This is a genomic window from Bacillus sp. K2I17 (genome assembly GCF_002209985.1).
Lineage (GTDB): Bacteria > Bacillota > Bacilli > Bacillales > Bacillaceae_G > Bacillus_A > Bacillus_A wiedmannii.
Map to the genome: position 1 here is coordinate 221800 of NZ_NJGF01000001.1, position 23266 is coordinate 245065.

A 23266-nucleotide genomic window follows, 5' to 3' on the forward strand; every position below is an offset into this window, starting at 1 on the left:
TACTTTTATTTTAGCAAATTACAATATTCCAAGGTGTTAATTTTTTGTAAAGACATCCGTACAACTTAACGTTTTGATTCGAAGGATAAATTAATAGTCGTTTTCAACACTCTTTCCAGCTGCTTTTTTTGTTTTTCAGCTTGCACTTTTTCCGCTAATGCCGATTGCTCACATACAATTTTAAATGTTAATCCTTCTTTACTTTCTGTTATAGATATCGATTCAACAAGCGATCTTTGTCTTATATTCAGAGCTGCTGAAAACTGTAAAACAGCCCCTAATAGGCGGATTTTTTTTTGTTCATTTTTATCAAACCATCCTTCAAATGGGGACAAATGTTGTTTGAATAACATTTTTGATTTATAAGACGCAATAAGCGCTAATCTAACTCGCTCTTTATGCATCATCCCATCAATTGTTTTATTCGCTAATAAATAAAACGTATGTAAGCGGCTCGCTTCTTCGTCTATATATTTACCTATATTAAATACTTTCGCTGCTTGATGGAATACTTCCCAGTCTTTTACTGACATAGAAATCAGCCCTGTTTCTTCAAGTTGTTGACAAATGAGTCTTCCATGTTTAATAAGCTGCTTTACAAATTCCATATCCATTTCATATTCATGTGATAATAAATACAAACTTTCTTCGACTACGTTCGGATAATATGAAATCCCCAAATCTTTTGTCAACTCTTCATAGAAAACACCTTCTCGTAACCCTTTTCTACTTAACACAAATGCTGGTGCCTCTATAACATTAACAAGCGTATGAAAAACTTCGACTGCTGGAATAATTGTATCTGCTCGATCTTTTGCCAATCCTTCCAATTTTTGAAGTTCTATGAACGACAATGCTTCCAATTCTTCTTTCACATTTTTAATATCTTCTTCTTTCATTTTATATAAATGTACCCCTGCTATAGGATAACAAATTAAATTTTGATGGATTTTCACTAAGTTCCTCGCACTACCACCAATTGCAATAAGAGGCAATTTCTTATCAATTAACCATGGTAATGTTCGAAATTGATATTCTAAGTACGTTTGAATCTTTTCCAACTCGTCTTCAGTAGGTATATCCTCTTTAATAAATTGTTGCTTTAAAGAAAGTGCTCCAAAGGGAAAGCTATGGTACTCTAGAATCTCTCTATTTCGAAAATATGTAACTTCTGTACTTCCTCCACCAATATCTACTGTAATTCCTTCAGAGAACGAAGTTGAATTCATAACCGCTAAATAGCCGTAACGTGCTTCTTCATATTCTGATAAGACTCTAAGAGTAAAGTCTGTTTGTCCTTCAACCAGTTTTTTAATTGCCTCTTGATTCTCAGCCTGTCTAATTGTTGCTGTTGCAACACAAAGTACATGATGCAACTGGTGGAATCGTGTACTTTCTTGAAATTGAAATAACGTTTGTAACAATACCTCTATTCCTTCTTCATTTAACACACCATCAATTAAGTAATTCCTTAGCCGAGCAACCACTTTCGTATTTTCAATCTCCTTATAAAAACCTCCGTTTTGCTTTTCATAAATAACTAAACGCATTGTATTAGATCCAATATCTATAATGGCATATTGCTGTTTTAATATTTCTTTCAAACTTCTCACTCTTTCATTATCAAATTTCTAAAACACGTTCTATTACTATTATACAAAATAGTTGTTTTTTGTAACAATATTGCTTTAATATTGAAAATATATACAATCACTTTTTGCATATAATAAAAACCTCTTTTATTTATGTTATAATAATGAAAAATTGAAAGGAGATTCAATATGAAGCCTTCACAACCACAATCTCAATTACAAAACCAACATTCTATTAATCGACTAGCTCAATCTATTTTCGTTGTGAATCGTCATGCTAAAGCTGCAACTAATCCGAAGTATTTATACTGGTTAAAAAAGACGGCTTTAGAACGCTTAATTGCTGAGAAAAAAGCTATTAAAGAAGGATTACATTTTTCTAGAAATCCACGTTTTAGCCAACAACAATCTGATGTTCTTATACGTTTAGGTGATTATTTTTTCCATATTCCTCCTACCAAAGAAGATTTTCGAATCCTACCACATCTTGGTCATCTTGAATCCTCCTATCGAAATCCGAAAACAACCTTATCTTTAACAGTAGCAAAAAAAACACTTCAAGATTATATTGGTCCTGAAGCATTGAAACAAGAAAAAAAATTAAGTGAACCTGTTCCATGGTATAGTCGTACTTATACAAAAAAATAAAACAGTTTGGCCAATTGTAGGCCAAACTGTTTTATTTTTTCTCTTCTTTAATTTTAATATTTGCTTGTTTATAAAAAGCTATTTTTTCTGTATTATAAGATTTCGTAAATTCATTAAACTTGTCTTTTTCTGATTCAATATCCTTATAAGATTGATTTACTACTTTTACCTTTTCACTAATATCTTTTAATTTTGTACCTTTATCTTGTAACATTGTATATAATTCTTTTTCTTGTTTTAACGATTTATTATAGCTATCATACATCTTGTTAAATGAATCTTGTCGTTTCTCATATGTGCTTTTCACTTTACCTGCTTGATCTTTCAATTTCTTATCTTCAATTTTCTTCACATATTTATCTACTGATTTCACTTCTTCTTGTGCCTTATTTAAAGATTCTTTTTCTTTTTTTAGCACTTTTTCTCGTTCATCTGTATTTTTCACTGCTTGGTTCAGTTTTTCCTTAACAGTTTGATTATTATCTTTTCCTTCTTGAACAATCTGGTTATATAATTCTTGTCCTTCTTTCTCTAAAGTTTCAAGTTTCTTTGCATCTTCAAACATTGTTTTTTCTTGCTTTGCAGCATTTTCAAACGCAACATATAATTCCTCTTCTGGTTTCGGCCCGAAACAACCGGCTAATAAAGTCATTGATAATGCAGTTACAATTGCTAATTTACTATACTTCAACATCTTTTTCCTCCTACTTATATACGATCATCGTGTAAAAAGCTATGAAAATTATATACCCTTCTATAAACTCCACACTCGCACCTTTTTTACGAAAATCATTGTTATTATTTATTATACTTGTCAAATTGTATTACTTGAAATTACATTTTACGTCTTTGAACTCAATAGCAGTTTCGTATCCATCTTTACATATACTTTTACTTGGTACTTTTTAAAACTTGTTCATACTATGTATTACATAAAAGTACAACGGAATTCATCACAGCCATCATAATTTGAAGAACAACAGTAATAATTCACCTGATAAAGGATGTTCGTTGTTCTCTCACGTCTATCATTCTATCATTCCCTTTCCGCTTTCCATCAAATAATTTCTTTGTTCATTTTACACAGTTTAAATGCTAACTTGCAACAACTTACAATTATTCTTGTCATTCCCTAAAAAGGAAAAGTGTAGAGCATGCTTCCCTCTACACTTTTAAAATGAAACACATTGTGCAAAATGCATTGACACATCCATCATAATTATATGCTTATTCCATATATTTTTAAAGACTTTTATTACAATAAAAGTTCTTTTTGTAATAAAAGTCAAAAAAATGTTACATTAAAAACTTCTTCATATCATATTTCTTTAAATCAAAGTTTCACTCATTTTCTTACAAATCCCTATGCTGGTACAATTGATTTTGTGCCTTTCTTAACAATTCTTCAAAAGTTTTTCCTCCTATTGGATAACTAGCAGCTCCAAATAATAGCGTCATACTTAACAAACCATTTTCTATTTCACTTTCAATATTTTTCATTAATCGATTTGTTATTGTCGACTTTTCATGTCCGTTATCAATCGCCACAATAACATACTTATTTTCATCCCACCTAGTAACGACATCTCCTTTACGAATTGTCTTTACAATCGTACTCTCCAATTTTTGTACTAACACCTCCAATTTTTTTTCTTGCACTGTTTCTTTTAGTTCTTTCCATTCTTTCACAGAAAGAATGTACACTGTAATATTATGAGAATCCCGTTCTGACAAAGCAGCTACTTTCTCAAAGAAATCAACTACAAAATCATTACTTGCCATTCCCCCTACTTCCGTATCCATACGCCCACTCGCTCTTTTATCATACCAATGTCCAAAATAATAGCTGAGTATCATTTGCAATATATAAATAATAAAGACGGTATAAAATGATCGCGAATCCAGTTTTGTAATTACATCCTGAAGCGCAATCCATTCTGTAACTGCCACTGTATTCCCAAGTAATAACCCACTAATTTTCCCTTTATGTTTCATACTTCTCCTCCTTTCTATACCAATATATGTTTCTATAACAATTATGTTTTTCTACAAAATAAAAAATGTACATATTGAGTGTACATTTCCGCTTAAGCTTGTCTACCATTTCTATTCTATTTCATATATATACTATATATCGTTTTAGAAAGAGGTGACTTATATGCTACAAAAAGAGAATCTATCAGATATTATACGTTTACTAGCAGGTTTTCTATTATCATTAAAATTACTGTTTAATTCTTTCGGAGTGAACTTTATTACAAACGATCAAATTGATGCTATTGTAAATGTTGCTTCCTTTCTTTTCATTTTATATTTTGGTTATAAAAATAATTATGTAGGAAAAAAAGGAATCGAGCAAAAAAAAGTACTCAAAAAACACAATCTTCATTAAAAAAGGAACCTTTCTTACAGGTTCCTTTTTATCATTGCCGCACAACAACTTCATTTGTTTGCAGTGGACCATATGATACTCCTTTATATTGAAATGTATATGTAGCCTGAAATAATGCGTTTTTAAGTGCTTTATCTTTATTTGCTTTTATTTTACAAATTAGTTCTACCTTCTCATTCGGTAATAAATTATCAATCCGCCACCTTACAAGCTGGAACAGGAACTCACTCATCCCCTTATCAGCCTTTAATGAGTTTGGAATATAGGCAAAATAATCTCGAATCATATGACTTACTACAACTCGTGAAATCATTTCCATTCCTTTATTTTCAACTTCAATTCGAATAATAAGTATGTCATTTACATCATAGGTCAGTTCATATGAAAATTTTTCTTTATACATACTACGGATTTGCAATGTAACTGCTACATTAGGACATTCATTTTCTTTTTTTGAGCCATCAATCCATAACACCGGTTGTAGCGGCATTGAACGCCTACCTTGATCTGAAATTCGTTTCCATATTTTCATAATAATATTCACCCCATTTCAGATGCATCATATCCATACGACCTTATTCTGCCTCTCCACACAATATTAATAAAGCTTGTTACAAACGATATATAGTTATTACTCTTTCTTTTATCCTATTCGACAATATAAAGAAAAAACCATTTTTCCTCTGTTAACAGAAGGTATTCTTACTGAAATATTTTTTTACAATTTCCTTCATTGACTTTACACCAATACTAAGTATTGCTCACTCTTTCTCTGTCCATACAACAGAATATTTTGGCGGAAGAAAAAGTTTGCCTTTTAGTCAAATTTGACTATAATATTCTTTATGGCTTTGTCAGTGCACTTATGTAAATTAATTTAAAAAACTATATTTCAAATTTTTATGCGCTGCACTCAAAACTTCATATAGTTTACTTATTATTAAAGGAGGGTTATATTTGGAATCTCAATTATCAAAAAAAGACTCCAACAATACAAAATTTGTTGTTGCAGGTTTATTACTTGGTATTTTAATGGCGGCAATGGATAATACAATCGTTGCAACAGCAATGGCAACGATTGTTGGAGACCTAGGAGGATTTGACAAGTTTATTTGGGTCACGTCTGCATATATGGTAGCAACAATGGCAGGGATGCCTATCTTCGGAAAACTTTCTGATATGTACGGACGGAAACGCTTTTATATTGGTGGTCTCATTCTTTTCTTATTCGGTTCTGCACTTTGCGGGACAGCATCTAGTATTGAGCAACTAAGTATTTATAGAGCAATTCAAGGGATCGGTGGCGGTGCTCTTATGCCTATCGCCTTCACGATTATGTACGATATATTCCCACCAGAAAAGCGAGGAAAAATGACAGGGCTATTTGGTGCGGTTTTCGGGACATCTAGTGTATTTGGCCCTTTATTAGGTGCTTATATTACAGACTATATAAGTTGGCATTGGGTCTTCTATATTAATATTCCATTAGGAATTATCTCCTTCTTCTTCATTACTAAATACTACAGTGAATCTCTAGAATTTAGAAAACAAAAAATTGATTGGGCTGGCGCTATTACACTTGTTATTAGTATCGTTTGCTTAATGTTCGCCTTAGAACTTGGTGGTAAAGAATACGCATGGAATTCCACTGTAATTATCGGTTTATTTACAACAGTTGTTATTATGCTTATTATTTTCTTCTTCGTAGAACGAAAAGCAACTGAGCCTATCATTTCTTTCCATCTATTTAAAAAACCTTTATTCGCAGCTAGCCAAGGCGTTGCCTTTTTCTATGGTGCCGCTTTTATTATCTGTACAGTTTATATCCCAATCTTCGTTCAAGGTGTTCTCGGTGGTTCAGCCTCCAATGCTGGATTAATTTTAACACCTATGATGGTTGGCTCTGTAATTGGAAGTCAAACAGGTGGACAGTTAGCTTCTCGAACAAGCTATCGTAACATCATGATGGTATCTGGCATTTTCTTCGTAATTGGTATTTATTTACTAAGCACTTTAACAATGGATACACCTCGTCTACTTGTAACGCTATTTATGGTTCTCACTGGACTTGGAGTTGGTTTCTCGTTCTCAGTTTTAAGTATGTCTTCTATCCACAAGTTAGAAATGCGAGACCGTGGTTCTGCTACATCAACAAACTCATTCTTCCGTTCACTCGGTATGACTCTTGGTGTAACGATTTTTGGTACAATTCAAAACCATATTTTTACTACTAAATTAAACACTGTGTTCCCTCCAGAACTAGCTAAATTAGCTCCAAAAGGCGGAGACACAAGTTTCTTATTATCACAAGGTGCTACCGAGAAGATTCCAGCTGAAATATTAACTGGTATTAAAGATGCTCTCGCTACCTCTATTGCCAGTACATTCTTCTGGGCACTGATCCCGGCTGTACTAAGTGTTATTTGTATTTTACTTATGGGAAATGAACGCCTCTTTACAGGTCCAAAAACGAAACAAAAACAAAAGCAAGTAAGTTAATATAGAGAAAAGAAACGGCATATCCCTTTATGAAAACGGATATGCCGTTTATACTATGTATAAAGTTTTTATTTATAGGAGTTGAGACAGCATGAGCATGAAACTAGTCATTCTCGGCTTGCTACTCGAAGGGGATAAACATCCATATGAAGTGCAGCACATCATGAAAGAACGACAAATGGATTGTTATATTAAATATGCAAAAGGATCACTTTACTACGCCTTCGAGCAATTAGAAAAGCAGGGTGCAATTCGTATTACCACGATTGTTCGAGATACGAATAGACCCGATAAAACAATCTTTCATATAACAGAAGAAGGTAAACGGTTATTTCACACGTTACTATTAAAACAATTCGAGGCAAAAAATCAAATATATAAACCAATTTATTCAGCACTCTCTTTCGCTCATTTTGGTGATGATCAAGAGTTAATTCCTATTTTAGAAAAAAAGAAAAATGATACCGTTCAATATTTACATAAAATGCAAACTATATATGATTGTAGTAAAGGACAAATTCCACGTGCACAACTATATATTTTACAAAGCGTTATTGAACATATTACAGTTGAATTGCAATGGTTAAACACCCTCCTTACAGATGCAGTTGCAGGGCGACTGTCGGAAATTGATATAGATACAAATTAAACTTATAAAGAAGAAACTGTAAAAAGACAATAAAGTTATTTCTTTTTACACCCTAAAACAAGCATAGCCCCGTTCTAATTTAGGACGGGGATGCTTGTTTTATTTTCGCTATAAGATACTTATTTCACTGCACTCAAAAATATAACAAAGATTTATTTATCACCGGCATCCCATAATAGAAGATTATTTCTTAAAATTCTATATAAAAAGGTTGTTGATTTTCATCCAAACTGTATTCAATTCTTTGTCTAAAATTCATAAAATTCACCATCTCTAACGCCTGCTCAATAGGATAGAACCCTACTTCCAAACTTTCTGGTGTAGTCGTTAATTTACCTCCAACTGGTCTAGCTAAAAACAACGTATTACATATTGAATGGTTCACATTTTGGAATACTCCACAAAATTTTAAAACTTCAATATCAACACCTGTCTCCTCTTTAGTCTCCCTTATTGCAGCATCCTTCAAAGACTCTCCTTCTTCAACTTGTCCACCTGGCATTTCCCATCCTCTTCTAGGTCCCTTAATTAATAAGATTTCTTTTTGTTCATTAATTACAATTGTCGCTGCTGAAACTATATGTTTTGGTGGTGAATAAATATTTTGTGTACTTTGTTCCAATTGAAATTCCCCATTTCTATAAACTTAGTATATGTATCTTTATACAGAAACCTTTTTCTTTCTTGTGATAACTTACTATTTCAAAATGAACCATTCAATCCCCTTCCTCATTCCAGAATATGGATTAATTTTCAAATAACATAACTAGCATCTTAGCTCTGTACAAGTACATACTTTTTTGTATGTTTAATCGTACTTACTTTCAATTCCTCTTACTTTTCTTCGCCTTATAAAAACCAGAATAATCCGAATAATAAAAATAAAAAACTTTAGAATTTTCTTATTTTAAAACAGTAGACAAAATTCCAAAAATTGTGTTAGAATTTGTTTCAATATCATATCGCTTGTTAACTTCCTTTCAAAAGGAAAATAGGTACACGAAAATTTTGTTTCGTGTTTAAAAGGGAAGCTTGGTGAAACTCCAACACGGTCCCGCCACTGTAAATGCTGAGATTTCTTTTCTATGCCACTGTGAAAACGGGAAGGTAAAAGAGATTATATGAAGCATAAGTCAGGAGACCTGCCTGTTTTAACAACACTGATAGATTCACGGATGATGATGAGGTGTTAAAACAAAAAGGAAGGCTTATTTTCTATGCCTTTATGCTTTTTGTTATAGGTATTTCCTAGTAAACGGAAATGCTTACTTTCAATTAGGGAGGAATTTAAAATGGCAATTCAAACAAGTAACTTAGGTTATCCACGTATCGGACTACAACGAGAGTGGAAAAAGACATTGGAAGCTTTTTGGTCCAATAAAATCGATGAAGAACAATTTTTAACAAAGATGAAAACAATTCGCCTTCAACACGTAAAAGTACAGCAAGAAAAAGGGATTGAACTCATTCCAATTGGCGACTTTACATATTATGATCACGTTTTGGATACTGCTTATATGCTAGGATTTATCCCATCACGTTTTTCTGAGTTTACATCTTACCTTGATGTATATTTCGCAATGGCGCGTGGCTCTAAAGATCACGTAGCTTCTGAAATGACAAAATGGTTTAACACAAACTATCATTATATCGTTCCTGAATATGAAGAGGGATTACAAATCTCTTTAAAAGATAATCGTCCACTTCGCTTATACGAAGAGGCAAAACAAGAATTAGGAGTAGATGGAAAACCTGTTATTTTAGGACCATATACTTTCTTAAAATTAGCTAAAGGCTACACACAAGAGCAATTTGCTACGATTTTAAAACAGTTAGTTGCACCTTACGTACAACTGATTTCAGAACTACATGCAGCTGGTGCACAAGTCATTCAAGTTGATGAACCGATTTTTGCTTCTTTAACGAAAGAAGAAGTTCAACAAGCAAAAGAAATTTATGAAGCTATTCGTAAAGAAGTTCCAAATGCGAATCTTCTTTTACAAACATATTTTGATAGTGTAGAAGAAAACTATGAAGAAATTATTACATTCCCTGTATCCGGTATTGGATTAGATTTCGTTCATGGTAAAGAAGGTAATCTAAATGCTATTTCAAAATATGGATTCCCAGCTGATAAAACTTTAGCTGTCGGTTGTATAGATGGCCGTAACATTTGGAGAGCTGACCTTGATGAAGTTCTTACGTTATTTACAACGTTACAAAAACAAGTCCAAACGAAAGATTTCATCGTTCAGCCTTCTTGTAGCTTATTGCATACGCCAATTGATAAAACAGAAGAAACTCACTTATCAACTGAGCTATTCGATGCGTTAGCATTTGCAAATCAAAAATTAGAAGAGTTAGTTCTTATTCATTCCGCTCTTACTCAAGGTACAGAAAGCATTAGTAATGAGCTGGAAACATACCGAAATGTACATCATACAATTCGTTCATCTGCTGCACGTAACCGAGAAGATGTTAAAGCAGCACGAACAGCACTAAAAGAAGAAGATTTTTCACGTCCTCTTCCATTTGAAAAACGATACGAATTACAACAAGTTGCCCTGGAATTACCGTTATTACCAACAACGACTATTGGTAGCTTCCCGCAAACAACTGAAGTTCGTCAAACTCGAAAAGAATGGCGTAACGGTGTTATTTCAAATGAACAATATGAACAATTTATTGAAAAAGAGACAGAAAAATGGATTCGTTACCAAGAAGAAATTGGTCTTGATGTTCTTGTACATGGTGAATTCGAAAGAACTGACATGGTCGAATATTTTGGTGAGCGCCTTGCTGGTTTCTCATTCACTAAAAACGGTTGGGTACAATCATACGGTTCTCGCTGCGTAAAACCACCTGTTATTTATGGCGATGTTGCCTTTATTAACGGAATGACTATTAAGGAAACAGTTTATGCACAAAGCTTAACAGAGAAAGTTGTAAAAGGAATGTTAACTGGACCTGTTACGATTTTAAATTGGTCCTTCGTTCGAAATGACATTCCAAGAAAAGAAGTTTCGTATCAAATTGCATTAGCTCTTCGTCACGAAATTGAACTACTTGAATCTTCCGGAATTCGAGTAATCCAAGTCGATGAGCCAGCACTTCGTGAAGGAATGCCACTAAAAGAAAAAGATTGGGATGCTTATATTACATGGGCAGTACAATCCTTCCTTTTAGCAACTTCTTCTGTAGCAAATGAAACACAAATTCATACGCATATGTGTTACAGTAACTTCGAAGATATTGTTGATGCGATTCGCGCATTAGATGCAGATGTGATTTCTATCGAAACATCAAGAAGTCACGGTGAATTTATTGACACATTAAAACATACAACATACGAAAAAGGCATCGGTCTAGGTGTATATGATATTCATAGCCCACGTGTACCGAGTAAAGATGAAATGTATAAAATCGTAGAACAATCTTTAGAAGTATGTGATCCTAAATATTTCTGGATTAATCCTGATTGTGGTTTAAAAACGAGAAGAACGGAAGAAGTTATCCCGGCTTTAGAACACATGGTGCAAGCAGCAAAAGATGCTCGTTCCCTGCTAAAAACAAACGCATAACAAAAATGGGTTATCCTTTTTGAGGATAACCCATTTTTTATTCTTTACTTTCAAAAAAGAATTCGTATTGTATTTTATATAATTCATCATCCGTTGGTTCTTCAAGAGGAGTTGCCTGTAATACAACCGTATACTCACCATTCGGAATAGGGATTTGGAATTTATTCGAAAGAATACTTGTTACAACGATACATTCATTTTTAACTGTAAAAGGAACTGTAACCGTTCTAATCACCTCTTCTTTCTCAATATGTTTCCCAGGGGTCACTTTTACTTCACAAGTATAATCAGAGAGTGCTTCAAAAATAACAGTTCCATCCACCTTCGCATAACCTCTTTCAAAATCTTCATCCGTCCAGTCTACGTAAGGCTGATCACCGTCATAGTTCATCAACATTAATTGCGAATAAGAAATTGTTAACTCCATCGTTCCCCTTCTCCTTCATTATGAAATATGCAACTACTACTTTACGTCAAATTTCACACGCGTACCATCTGGGTATTTATCTAACTTATTTCCTACCCAAGACCCTGCTCCGCGGTTATCTGCTGGACTTATATATTCAATATGTGCTCCTTTTCCGCCTTCTTTACACATCGCCATTGGCCATTCATCACGATCATACCCTTTTTTTGATGGGTATGGAGCTAACGATAATTTTCTTCTATCCGCAGCACCACCACGGTCGATTGTACAAACTTCTGAATGTCCTTCTTTTATAGCATCCGTAATATGTTTCCCTGTCTCTGGATATCGCTCTTTCGGAAATTCTAGAACTTGATCATATGCATTCGTTTTTTTGATACTTGTTTCCTCTGGAACAAGTACTTCATAAACCGCTACTACAATAGAAAGAATTGCAATAATTGAAATGATAATACCTTTTAATTGCTTCATGTATACCTCCATGCTTCTACCAGTTTCTTTTCCTCAGTTATTATAACAAACTTCTCCTGTATATGTTTTCAGACATTATTTTAGCTCTTCTTCGCCATTCCGCCAAAAACTCTCATTTTTCTTCATCTTTTCACTAATGCTGTAGAAAACTAATAACCTTCCGACATTCTTTTTTAAAGGAAGTCCTCATAAAAGATTGAAATGATATATACGATACTTTTTGGGGAGGAAATAACATGGAAGCTATCTATAAAACGAAAGATGTCACGAATAAAACAGGCATCCCAAAACATATAGTCCGTAAATATAGCCAACTGTTAGAGGAACATGGTTATATCATTTCAAAAACAGCTGATGCTCGTATTTATAAACTGGATGATTTAAAACTATTGAAATCTATACATGAAAGAGCTGCTAAACTGCAAGAAGATATTTCAGAAACGATACCTATTATTTTAAAAGAAAAAGAGGCCCCGCCTGTACCCGCTATACAAGATAAGCAAGAAATACAAACGAAAGAAAAAGAAGATGGGCGTAACTTTGAGGAGTTCATGTTAAAACTTGAAATGCTCGCTCAATTAAATGAAGCAATTATTCATCAAAATTCTACCCTTATTACCCAAAATCGTTTAAAAGATGAAAAGCTAGATGAATTGATGCAACAAGTTTATGTAAAAGAAGGCTCTCAAGAAAAAATGCTACAAGAGTTAGTAGATCATGCCGCTCAAACAGATGCCCTGCAAAAAGAAAAGATGGACTTATTAATGAATCATATGTATAAACGAGAATCCAAGCAAGAGGAAAAAATGAATAAACTCGTAAATCAAATTTATAATAAAGACAGCAACCGGGATGCACAACTTATGCAAGTGATTCGCGAAATTCAAGAAACAAAAAGATTAGTCGCAGCTTCGAAAGAACAAAGTTTTTTTCAATCATTTAGAAGTTTATTTAGCCGATCAAAACAAGAAAAAACATCTGAATAAAATAATATTTTTTTCCTATATAAAATAAAAAGTTACCTTCCATCGGTAACTTTTATTCCTTATTTCTTACAGCTGGCAATATAATAATCGCTTCAGTTCCTTTCCCACTTTCGCTTTTATATTCCAGCGTACCATTATGCGCTTGTAAAATACTAAATGTTACCATAAGTCCTAATCCTGTCCCTTTTTCTTTTAAAGAATAATACGGTTGTCCCAGTCTTACTAACTGTTCTTTCGTCATTCCAACACCACTATCTTTAACTCTTATTACTATCGTTTCATCTTTTTGCATAGCCGTTACTTTTAAATATCCTTTATTTCCTTGGATTGCTTCAATACCATTTTTAACAACATTCATAATAGCTTGCTTCAATTTCGTCTTATCACCGATCGTATAAAGACTTTCAGAAATCTCAACTTGCAAATATACACCTTGCATCGCTGCAAATGATGACATAAGAGTTGTCATTTCAATTAATTGAGCGGATAAGCAAATGTGTTCTTTTTTCTCAATTTGCGGCCTTGCTAAATTCAAATAATCTGAAATAATTTGTTCTGCCCGATCCAATTCGGCTAATACGAGACGCATATAATCCTTATTCTTCACATCTTCCGTACTTTCTAACAATTGAATAAAACCACGAACAACAGTGAGCGGATTTCGAACCTCATGTGCAACACTTGCTGCCAACTCACTTACAATATTAAGCTTTTCTGACTTTTGCATCTCTGTACGTAATATTGCATTTTCGTTTAAATATTCTGTTAAGTACACTTGAAATACCATAGTCATAACCATAATAAGCGAAGCAAATATATATCCGCTATATAAGTGTGAAATGTGTGGTGTAAACCCCGTTTCTAACAGAACGTTAATCATACCAATCACTAAAGAAACAAGTACGTACAATGATGAAATCATAAATGCTAAAATTAGCTTCTTATCCCTTGAAAATAGAGACCATTTCTTTGATAAAAATAATGGAACTATCAATAGAAATATTACTTCTATGACCGGAAGAAGGCTCATTCCCTTTAGCGCCCATTCATATGCAACAAAAATAACGGCCGGGATTAAACCAACAATCCCACCATATAAAAAACCACTAACAATCGGGATTGGGTGAAAATTATACCCACAAATGTCACCAAAACAAATAGAGTATGTCATGGAGAGAATGAGTGTAATGCTGGATAAAAACATAATAAAGTAGCGGTTCGGCTTCGGAGGCATTTCTTGATAACGATTTAAACGAATCGCTTCATATAAAAATAGTGGCAAAATAATGATGGCAATTTGGATCATTAAATCACGGATCAGCTCCATAGCCTCTCATCCCCTATATGTATTTTGATATGATTATATCATTTTACGGGTTTATTTGTTTTAAAATTTTGATTTTTCTTAACATATTTGTTAATTCTTTGTTAACAGCACATAATAATTGTTACAGATTTTCGAAATGAATGTAAACCCTGTACCAAATTTCTGCCTGACAGTATACAATGAATACGGATTACAAAGAAAATAAAAAATACTTCATGAGACGGACAACTATAGCAAAATACAGCATATAATCCATACTATCTATGTTTACAAATAAGTGATCATTATTTTAGTAGGAGGAAGATAAATATGGCGGGTACTACGCTTGTTTTAAAAGAAGAAAATTTGGTCGTTCTAGAAAATGTTGAAAAATCAGTATATGAAGAGTTACAGCATAAAACCGGAGAAGAAAATTGCACATGTGCTGTGAATGAATCAGTTGTTCACCTTGGCAAAGTATCCTCTGTACTTTGGAATGAAGATGAAATAGATTGGGAGTACGGATATTAAAAAGTCGCTTACAGCGGCTTTTTTTCTATTATCCCTCTCTTTCTACATAACATATACGCAAGCGAAATCATAGAAAATATGTTAAAATGAACTTAATTTTCACACGGAAGAAAGGGAGATACAATGGAACAATTCATTAATCCTAGAGTGAAAGACATCCAAATTTCTGGAATCCGTCAATTCTCTAACATGATTCAAAACTATGATAATCTTATCTCTTTAACAATTGGACAACCCGATTTCCCTACGCCTTCTCTCGTAAAAGAAGCGGCAAAACGGGCTATTACAGAAAATTATACAAGCTATACACATAACGCTGGTTTACTAGAATTACGCAAGGCAGCTTGTAACTTTGTAAAAGATAACTACGATTTACAGTATTCACCTGAAAACGAAACCATCGTTACAATCGGTGCTAGTGAAGCAATTGATATTGCATTCCGAACGATTTTAGAGCCAGGAACAGAAGTTATTTTACCTGCCCCTATTTATCCAGGATACGAACCAATTATTCGATTATGCGGTGCTACACCTATTTTTATCGATGTTCGTGAAACTGGCTTCCGTTTAACAGCCGAAGCGCTAGAAAATGCTATTACAGAAAAAACAAGATGCGTCGTACTGCCATATCCTTCTAATCCAACTGGTGTAACTTTATCAAAAGAAGAATTACAGGGTATTGTAACTGTTTTAAAAGATAAAAATATTTTCGTCCTTTCTGATGAAATTTATAGCGAACTTGTATATGAACAAAAGCATACATCTATCGCTCATTTCCCAGAAATGCGTGAAAAGACTATCGTCATTAACGGTTTATCAAAATCTCATTCTATGACTGGCTGGCGTATCGGTCTATTATTCGCACCAAGCTATTTAGCAGGACATATACTAAAAGTTCATCAATACAACGTAACGTGTGCTACTTCAATCGCTCAATATGCTGCAATTGAAGCATTAACAGCTGCTAAAGATGCACCAAAAATGATGCGTCATCAATACAAGAAACGCCGCGATTATGTATATAATCGACTCATTCAAATGGGCTTAACAGTTGAAAAGCCAACAGGTGCATTTTACTTATTCCCATATGTTGGTCATTTAACATCTTCATCATTTGATTTTGCACTTGACCTTGTCAAAGAAGCTGGACTAGCTGTCGTTCCTGGAACTGCATTTTCTGAATATGGTGAAGGCTATCTTCGCTTGTCCTATGCGTATAGTATTGAAACTTTAAAAGAAGGCTGTGATCGATTAGAGGCCTTTCTACAACAAAAAGCTAAGAGTTAAACTCTCAGCTTTTTGTTGCATAATGATCGCAAGTTTGGCGCTTTAGTAATTTATGAGGAATAATAATACACTTTGCAGTAGACTCTGCATTCTCTACTTTATCCACTAAAGCTTTTGCTGCCTCATATCCTAGTTGATAAATATTCACATCAACTGTCGAAAGTGGCGGACTCGCAATTTCTGATAATAAAGCATTGTTAAAGCTTATAATGGAAACATCCTTTGGTACAACGAATCCTTTTTTAGAAAGAGCACTTAACACACCAAGTCCAATTAAATCATCCGTTGCCACAATTGCTGTCGGTGGTTGCTGTAGTCCCATTAACTCCTCAACGGCTTGTTGACCACTTTCCCTCGAAAAATCAAAATGTAAAATATACTCTTTTGGTAATACAATGTCCGCTAATTTTAAAGCATCACTCATACCAGCCAAACGATCTCTCGTTACAAGTAAATCTGATCCACCGCCGATGAACGCGATTTGTTTATGACCTAATGAAATCAAATATTCTGCTACTTCTCTTGCAGCTGTATAATTGTCATTATCTACATATGTAATTTCATCTTTTCGATCATACGGTTTCCCAATTAAAACAAACGGGAAATTTTGTTTATGCAAATATTGAATAATCCGATCATTCTCTCTTGAATATAAAAGAATAATGCCACCAATTTGGCGCCCCTGTACCATCTTTACAACACCATTAAAAATTTCATCTTCCGTCTCACCTGTCGACATATAAAGCGCATACCCTTCCACATGTGCAAATGAACTAATCCCTCTTATAACTTCTGGGAAAAACGGATTTTGAAAAGCTTTACTTGCAGAACTTGGCATAACAAGACCAAGTGTTTTTGTTGTTTGGTTAGCTAGGTTTCTTGCGTTTAAATTGGGATGATACCCTAGTTCACTCATTACTTTCCGAACACGACGCTTTGTTTTTTCACTTATACTTGGATTATCAGCAATTACACGAGAAACGGTAGATGGTGCTACATTCGCCTTCTTCGCCACATCTTTAATTGTAACTGTCATAAAAATCCCCCTCCTCTCACTTCTCTGCCATTTTGTTATATATTTTAATCTTGCACCCGTTGCAAGTAATAGGAGCAATCATAAACTTTCATTGATTCTATCTTGTAATACCTATCATATTCTCCCTCTCCATGTATTGTAAGGGATATAGCTCTTTTTTCCTATACTATAATATACTATTTATTTCACTTCTTTTCATATGTGATGTCAAATCTCTTTTCATCTCCCTATAAAGCTTTTTATAGGGAGATGAAAAGAGAAATGGGACATAATGTCCCATTTTTCATCCTTTCGTACCTCCAGCAGTTAAACCAGAGATAAAGTATTTTTGTAGTGATAGGAATAAAATTGAAATTGGGATTGCAATCAATACTGAACCCGCTGCGAACGTTGTGAATTCATTACCAAATTTCTTCGCTACCATTTCATATAACCCAACTGCTAACGTATAATTTTCTGGTGTGCGCAAAATAACACTCGCTAAAATAAAATCTGTAAATGGACCGATGAAAGTGAATAACGCCACAACCGCTACGATTGGCTTTGCAAGTGGCATAATGATTTGCCAAAAAATACGGAAATGTCCTGCCCCATCCATACGAGCTGACTCATCCAATTCTTTCGGAATCGTATCAAAATATCCTTTCATAAGCCATGTATTCATTGGAATTGCTCCGCCTACATAAATTAAAATTAATGCAAGGTGCGTATCGATTAACCCTGTTAACTGTGCTAATACGTATAGAGCGATTAGCGCCGCAAAGTTTGGAATCATTTGCAGAATTAAAAATGTTAATAAACCATTTTTTCTTCCAACAAAACGGTATCTTGAAAATGCATAAGCAGTAAAACTAATTGCTAACACTGAGAAAATCATTGTTATAACACTTACTTTTAATGTGTTTTTATACCATAGTAAATAATTACTATTCTCTAAATCTAATAACTTACGATAATGATCTAACGTTGCATTTTGCGGAATAATACTTGATCCAGATAAACTATCACCCGGATTAAACGATGAGCCAATAATCCATAATAATGGATAGAAAATGATGGCACACATTACGAAAATAACGAGATAACTTAATGAGAGACGTAACATCTTTTGTCTTTTAATATTCATTTACATCATATCCTCTTCTTGGAATGATTTTGTTCTCTTAAATTGCCATAACGCAACTGTAATAACGATTAACGATAAGATCATTGTAAGAGCTGCCGCTTTCCCGTACTGCGCCGAAGTCATCGTTAACTTATAAATCCATGAAATTAAAATATCTGTTCCACCTGCGTCTTGTCCAGCTACAGCAGGACCTCCGCCGTTAAATAGATAGATGATACTAAAGTTATTAAAGTTAAACGTATATTGCGTAATTAATATTGGTGCTGTTGCATATAGAACAAGTGGCAATGTAATTTTACGAAACTGTTGCCAAGCTGTAGCTCCATCTACTGTAGCAGCTTCATATAACTCCCCTGGAATCGATTGCAGTATACCTGTTGTCATTGCAAAGACGAACGGGAATCCAAGCCACGTTTGAATCATAATTAAAGCAATTTTTGCCCAAAATGGATCTGTCATCCAAGCAATCTTTTCGATTCCAAATAAAGCTAATACTTGATTGTTAATTGCTCCAAATGTCTCATTAAACATACCAGAGAAAACAAGAATAGATACGAATGCTGGAACCGCCCACGGTAAAATGAAGATTGTTCGAATAATTGCCTTCCCTTTAATACCAGGCTGATTTACGATAATCGCTAAGAAAATACCAAGCGCAACTTGTAATGTCGTTGCAACGAATGTCCAAATGACAGTCCAAGAAAATACGCTTAAAAATGTCTCTCTCCACATCGGTAATGTAAAGATATCAATAAAGTTTTTGAAGCCCACCCAATCTACTAATTTAGCTGGAGGAGAGTGGTATAAATCATAATTCGTAAATCCAATTAAAATTACGAAGATGATTGGAAATACAACTACAAAGATAAGTAATAGAAAACCTGGTGAAACCATTAAATATGGAAAACCTTGATCTAGTAAATTACGGTATTGCTCTTTTACAGAGTTTAAAGGTGTTCCTATATCACGTTTCTTCCCATTTTGGTATGCATCATATAAATTAAATGCATATATTCCGAGTCCAAAAACGATGACGATGAGTGCCAAGATTCCTTCTACTAATAGAAAGACAGAATGATCACGTGGAACTTCTGTACCTAGCGTTACAATTCCCCATAATCCCATATTTAATAAATCAGCAAAGGCTACAATAAATGAACCTGTTAATACTAGAAAAATAAGCCCTTTTACAAATTGCTTATTATACATTTGGCCCACGCCTGGAATGATAGATAACATGGTTGCCATTTTCCTATGCTTTGAACCGTTTAAACAGTTTGCTGGTTCCATAGATGTTTGCATGTTCCTTCCCCCTTTTTTCTGGGAGAGAATTCATGCCCCTCATATGAGAGGCACGAATTTCACCTTATTTTTTCTTACTATGATTTGCCTCAATATTACCTTTAATTTGCTTCACTGCATTGTCAAGTGCTGCTTTTGGTGCCTCTTTTTCCGTAACAACTAATTGAAGCGCATCTCCAGCTGGTTTCCATACTTCTTGCATTTCTGGAATGTTCGGCATTGGAATTCCATTTTCAGATTGTGTTGCAACTGCTTTTGCAGCTTCATTATCTTTAATGATTGGATCTTCCATTACTGCTTTTACTGGAGGAATTTCTTTTGTTTTCTCAAATCGAATTTTTGCGTTCTCTTCATTTGTTACCCATTCAGTGAACTTTGTAGCTAAATCATTTTGTTTAGAGAAACTTGTTACATGCCACCCTTTAACCCCAACAAATGTTTTCATTGGTTGACCGTTTGGTAATTTCGGCATTGGAGCAACGCCATAATCAATTCCGTTCTTTTCCATTGCTTGGAACGCCCATGGACCATTCATGATAGATGCTGCTTTTCCTTCGTTAAATAGTCCATCAGCAGCAGGTCCACCAGATTCACCGATAATACCTTTCGGGAATAACTTTTCTTTGTACCATTTTTGAAGATATTCAGCACCTTGTACTGCCCCACTATTATTTAATCCAACATCACTTGCATTTGGCTTTCCATCTTTTTCACCAAACACATAACCACCCATACCTGCCATGAATGCATTAGCAAAGTAGAAGTTATCTCCTAGTGTTAAAAATCCATACTTGCCATCCTTCGTAAATTCTTTTGAGAAGTTAAACAGCTCGTCCATCGTTTCTGGTGCTTTTGGCATTAATTTTTTATTGTAAATAAAGACTGGTGTCTCAATTGCTTTTGGTAAACCATATAATTTCCCGTTATATGTCTGTGCTTCTATTGATGATTCAGTAAATCTACTCTTCACAGCATCATCAGCTTTCACTTCAGAAAGTAAACCTTCTGTTACTGCGTTTCCAATTTGATCATGTGGCAATGTTACAACATCTGGTCCCGTCCCCGCTGGTCCATCAAGGCGTAACTTCTTCACTTGATCTGTCATTTGCATTTCAACGACTTTTACTTTTACTTTATATTTTTCCTCAAAACTTTTCACTGCTGGTTCTAAACCAACACCTTTTTTATCATCTTCCCAAACGAGAAGATCGTAATCTTTCTTCGCTTTACTTTCTTCTTTCTTCCCTGAATCTTTCGGTCCACATGCAGATAACATACCAATTGATAATGCTGAAACCGTTAATAATGATAATGCTTTCTTCATCCCAAAAACCTCCCTAAATTGTATATGTACCTTACTAATTGAAAACGTTTGCATTAAATGGTTTAATAGAAGCACAAACAATATCTCAATCTATGAAAACGTTTGCGCTATTTGTCTCTCATTATACATTCTTTTATTCATTTTGCAAATATTAATTTTAAAATATTATTACTACACTCCTTATACATTGACTTTATATGAAATGAATACTACTCTTATAAGCAATATTAAAGCTATGCAAAAAGCAATCGTTTGCAACATATACTTTATTATTATACTTAAGGGAACAATATGCATGGAGATATTAAAGGGGGATTTTCTATATGCTTAAAGAAGCTATTTATCATAGGCCAAAAGATAATTACGCATACGCTTATGATGAAAAAACGATTCATATCCGAATACGTACGAAAAGAGAAGATGTTCAAAGCGCCACTCTTATTTACGGTGATCCTTATGAATGGAAAGACGGGAAATGGATTACATCAAGCACACCGATGAAAAAAACTGGTTCTACTGCATTGTTTGATTATTGGTCCATTTCCATCGAGCCTAAATTTAAGCGCTTACGTTATGGATTCGAATTAAAAAATGATACAGAAACGCTTATTTATGCAGAGCGAGGATTTTTTTCCAGTATTCCAAATGATGACGTTGGTAACTTTTTCTGTTTGCCATTTATTCATGCAAATGATGTGTTTCAAGCACCTTCTTGGATTAAAGACACCGTTTGGTATCAAATTTTCCCAGAACGGTTCGCTAATGGAGATCGTGCACTAAATCCAGAAAACACTCTTCCTTGGGGAAGCGCTGAGCCAACTCCAACTAATTTTTTCGGCGGAGATTTTGCTGGTATTATTCAAAACCTCGATTATCTTGTTAAGCTTGGAATTTCGGGAATATACTTCACACCTATTTTCAAAGCACATTCAAACCATAAATATGACACAATTGACTACATGGAAATCGATCCGCAATTCGGGACGAAAGAAACGTTCAAAGAACTCGTTCAGGCATGTCATACACACGGTATAAAAGTAATGCTCGATGCCGTGTTTAATCATAATGGATACTTTTTCGATAAATTCCAAGACGTACTAGAAAACGGTGAGAAGTCTGCTTATAAAGAGTGGTTCCATATTCATGAATTTCCAATTGTAACGGAGCCACTCCCGAATTATGATACTTTCGCGTTTACACCGTATATGCCTAAATTAAATACAGCACACCCAGATGTAAAAGAATACTTACTTGAAGTAGGGCGTTATTGGGTAAGAGAATTCAATATAGACGGTTGGCGCCTTGATGTAGCAAATGAAGTAGACCACAGCTTTTGGAGAGAATTCCGAAGTGAGATAAAGGCATTAAATCCTGAAGTATATATTTTAGGAGAAATTTGGCACGATGCACTTCCATGGCTACAAGGAGATCAATTTGATGCTGTAATGAGCTACCCTGTTACAAACGCTCTACTGTCTTACTTTGCTAATGATTCCATTAAAGCAAATGAATTTATGAAACAAATTACAGAATCTCTACATTCCTACTCTATGAATGTAAATGAAGCAGCGTTTCATTTATTAGACAGTCATGATACACCAAGAATATTGACAACATGTAACGGAGATAAAAATAAGTTACAGTTACTTTATGTATTCCATCTTTCCTTCATCGGCTCTCCTTGTATTTATTATGGAGACGAAATTGGTATGGACGGTGGTATGGACCCAGATTGTCGCAAATGTATGGTTTGGGATACGAAAGAACAAGATCATCTATTATTTACACATATACAAACATTAATTTCATTACGAAAGCAATATAAAGCATTTGGAGGACATGGTACTTTCCAATTCATCGAAGCAAATGATGAACATAATTATATTTCTTATACGAAAACATATGAAGATGAAACTATCTTTTTCGTTTTAAATCCGACTAATAGTGATGTTACAGCTTCACTCCCTCTCCATGTTACTGGAAAGAAAATTATTAACATTTATACAAACGAAGAATTTTCAGCGGAAGCAAGTGTATTACAAGTTACACTTCCTCCATATGGATTCTCAATCTTAAAATGGTAATAAAAAATCCTTATGCCAAGGTGTG

Annotated in this window: 21 protein-coding genes and 1 riboswitch; of the genes, 9 read left to right on the forward strand and 12 right to left on the reverse strand. The window is 34.2% G+C overall.

Going from position 1 to position 23266, the window contains the following annotated elements; translation table 11 throughout:
* Positions 1-65: 65 nt before the first annotated feature.
* Positions 66-1604 carry an exopolyphosphatase gene (gene ppx / locus CER22_RS01200; protein WP_088608084.1) on the reverse strand — a complete coding sequence of 513 codons (1539 nt, stop codon included), beginning with the start codon at positions 1602-1604 and terminating at the stop codon, positions 66-68.
* Positions 1605-1781: 177 nt separating this feature from the next.
* Here ppx and CER22_RS01205 point away from each other — a divergent pair, with 177 nt between their 5' ends.
* Positions 1782-2240 (forward strand): YkyB family protein, encoded by a 459-nt coding sequence (locus CER22_RS01205; RefSeq protein ID WP_000804864.1) that lies wholly within the window; start codon positions 1782-1784, stop codon positions 2238-2240.
* A gap of 31 nt (positions 2241-2271) precedes the next feature.
* Here CER22_RS01205 and CER22_RS01210 read toward each other — a convergent pair whose 3' ends face one another.
* Both CER22_RS01210 and CER22_RS01220 read right to left on the reverse strand, forming a co-directional pair.
* Positions 2272-2934 carry a YkyA family protein gene (locus tag CER22_RS01210; protein ID WP_088608085.1) on the reverse strand — a complete coding sequence of 221 codons (663 nt, stop codon included), beginning with the start codon at positions 2932-2934 and terminating at the stop codon, positions 2272-2274.
* 659 nt (positions 2935-3593) lie between these two features.
* Positions 3594-4235, reverse strand: coding sequence for a diguanylate cyclase domain-containing protein (locus CER22_RS01220; protein ID WP_087985096.1), 642 nt, complete (start codon positions 4233-4235; stop codon positions 3594-3596).
* A 163-nt stretch (positions 4236-4398) separates the two neighbouring features.
* Between CER22_RS01220 and CER22_RS01225 the strand changes: the two genes are divergently transcribed.
* On the forward strand, positions 4399-4632 hold the full coding sequence (locus tag CER22_RS01225; protein WP_000939452.1) for an SPP1 phage holin family protein: 234 nt from the start codon (positions 4399-4401) through the stop codon (positions 4630-4632).
* Between the two features lie 31 nt (positions 4633-4663).
* On the opposite strand, the gene CER22_RS01230 is transcribed toward CER22_RS01225, so the two are convergent.
* A complete protein-coding gene (locus CER22_RS01230) occupies positions 4664-5164 on the reverse strand; it encodes a hypothetical protein (RefSeq protein ID WP_000708184.1) in 501 nt (166 codons plus the stop codon).
* Positions 5165-5589: 425 nt separating this feature from the next.
* Between CER22_RS01230 and CER22_RS01235 the strand changes: the two genes are divergently transcribed.
* Positions 5590-7131: an MDR family MFS transporter gene (locus CER22_RS01235; RefSeq protein WP_088608086.1), complete on the forward strand. Its 1542-nt coding sequence runs from the start codon at positions 5590-5592 to the stop codon at positions 7129-7131.
* Positions 7132-7222: 91 nt separating this feature from the next.
* Positions 7223-7780, forward strand: coding sequence for a PadR family transcriptional regulator (locus CER22_RS01240; protein ID WP_060488391.1), 558 nt, complete (start codon positions 7223-7225; stop codon positions 7778-7780).
* Positions 7781-7970: 190 nt separating this feature from the next.
* Here the strand turns inward: CER22_RS01240 and CER22_RS01245 are convergent, their stop codons facing one another.
* Positions 7971-8402: an NUDIX hydrolase gene (locus tag CER22_RS01245; RefSeq protein WP_046957439.1), complete on the reverse strand. Its 432-nt coding sequence runs from the start codon at positions 8400-8402 to the stop codon at positions 7971-7973.
* Between the two features lie 354 nt (positions 8403-8756).
* Positions 8757-8944, forward strand: a riboswitch (cobalamin riboswitch).
* Between the two features lie 128 nt (positions 8945-9072).
* On the opposite strand from CER22_RS01245, the gene metE reads away from it, so the two are divergent.
* Positions 9073-11361 carry a 5-methyltetrahydropteroyltriglutamate--homocysteine S-methyltransferase gene (metE, locus tag CER22_RS01250; protein WP_088064326.1) on the forward strand — a complete coding sequence of 763 codons (2289 nt, stop codon included), beginning with the start codon at positions 9073-9075 and terminating at the stop codon, positions 11359-11361.
* Between the two features lie 37 nt (positions 11362-11398).
* On the opposite strand, the gene comJ is transcribed toward metE, so the two are convergent.
* Together comJ and nucA are read right to left on the reverse strand one after the other, a co-directional pair.
* The gene (gene comJ / locus CER22_RS01255; protein ID WP_048546163.1) at positions 11399-11788 is read right to left on the reverse strand and encodes a competence protein ComJ; all 390 of its coding nucleotides are present in this window, start codon (positions 11786-11788) and stop codon (positions 11399-11401) included.
* Positions 11789-11824: 36 nt separating this feature from the next.
* Positions 11825-12259, reverse strand: a complete 435-nt coding sequence (gene nucA / locus CER22_RS01260) for a DNA-entry nuclease (RefSeq protein ID WP_000811502.1) — start codon at positions 12257-12259, stop codon at positions 11825-11827.
* Positions 12260-12495: 236 nt separating this feature from the next.
* Here nucA and CER22_RS01265 point away from each other — a divergent pair, with 236 nt between their 5' ends.
* On the forward strand, positions 12496-13245 hold the full coding sequence (locus CER22_RS01265; protein ID WP_000387495.1) for a DUF3967 domain-containing protein: 750 nt from the start codon (positions 12496-12498) through the stop codon (positions 13243-13245).
* A gap of 52 nt (positions 13246-13297) precedes the next feature.
* On the opposite strand, the gene kinB is transcribed toward CER22_RS01265, so the two are convergent.
* Positions 13298-14572: a sporulation sensor histidine kinase KinB gene (gene kinB, locus CER22_RS01270; RefSeq protein ID WP_000420378.1), complete on the reverse strand. Its 1275-nt coding sequence runs from the start codon at positions 14570-14572 to the stop codon at positions 13298-13300.
* 309 nt (positions 14573-14881) lie between these two features.
* Between kinB and CER22_RS01275 the strand changes: the two genes are divergently transcribed.
* Both CER22_RS01275 and CER22_RS01280 read left to right on the forward strand, forming a co-directional pair.
* Positions 14882-15082 (forward strand): hypothetical protein, encoded by a 201-nt coding sequence (locus CER22_RS01275; RefSeq protein WP_000929285.1) that lies wholly within the window; start codon positions 14882-14884, stop codon positions 15080-15082.
* A gap of 123 nt (positions 15083-15205) precedes the next feature.
* Entirely contained in the window at positions 15206-16369 is a 1164-nt protein-coding gene (locus tag CER22_RS01280) for an aminotransferase A (protein ID WP_088608087.1), read from the forward strand.
* 4 nt (positions 16370-16373) lie between these two features.
* On the opposite strand, the gene malR is transcribed toward CER22_RS01280, so the two are convergent.
* From malR to CER22_RS01300, 4 genes are all read right to left on the reverse strand, one after another.
* Positions 16374-17405 (reverse strand): maltose operon transcriptional repressor MalR, encoded by a 1032-nt coding sequence (malR, locus tag CER22_RS01285; RefSeq protein WP_048546170.1) that lies wholly within the window; start codon positions 17403-17405, stop codon positions 16374-16376.
* A gap of 283 nt (positions 17406-17688) precedes the next feature.
* Positions 17689-18531, reverse strand: a complete 843-nt coding sequence (gene malD, locus CER22_RS01290) for a maltosaccharide ABC transporter permease MalD (protein WP_001022607.1) — start codon at positions 18529-18531, stop codon at positions 17689-17691.
* A complete protein-coding gene (gene malC / locus CER22_RS01295) occupies positions 18532-19833 on the reverse strand; it encodes a maltosaccharide ABC transporter permease MalC (RefSeq protein ID WP_088608088.1) in 1302 nt (433 codons plus the stop codon). It abuts the gene before it with no gap.
* A 64-nt stretch (positions 19834-19897) separates the two neighbouring features.
* Positions 19898-21157, reverse strand: a complete 1260-nt coding sequence (locus CER22_RS01300; RefSeq protein ID WP_000709925.1) for an extracellular solute-binding protein — start codon at positions 21155-21157, stop codon at positions 19898-19900.
* A gap of 323 nt (positions 21158-21480) precedes the next feature.
* Between CER22_RS01300 and CER22_RS01305 the strand changes: the two genes are divergently transcribed.
* A complete protein-coding gene (locus CER22_RS01305) occupies positions 21481-23241 on the forward strand; it encodes an alpha-glycosidase (RefSeq protein ID WP_088608089.1) in 1761 nt (586 codons plus the stop codon).
* Positions 23242-23266 lie beyond the last annotated feature (25 nt).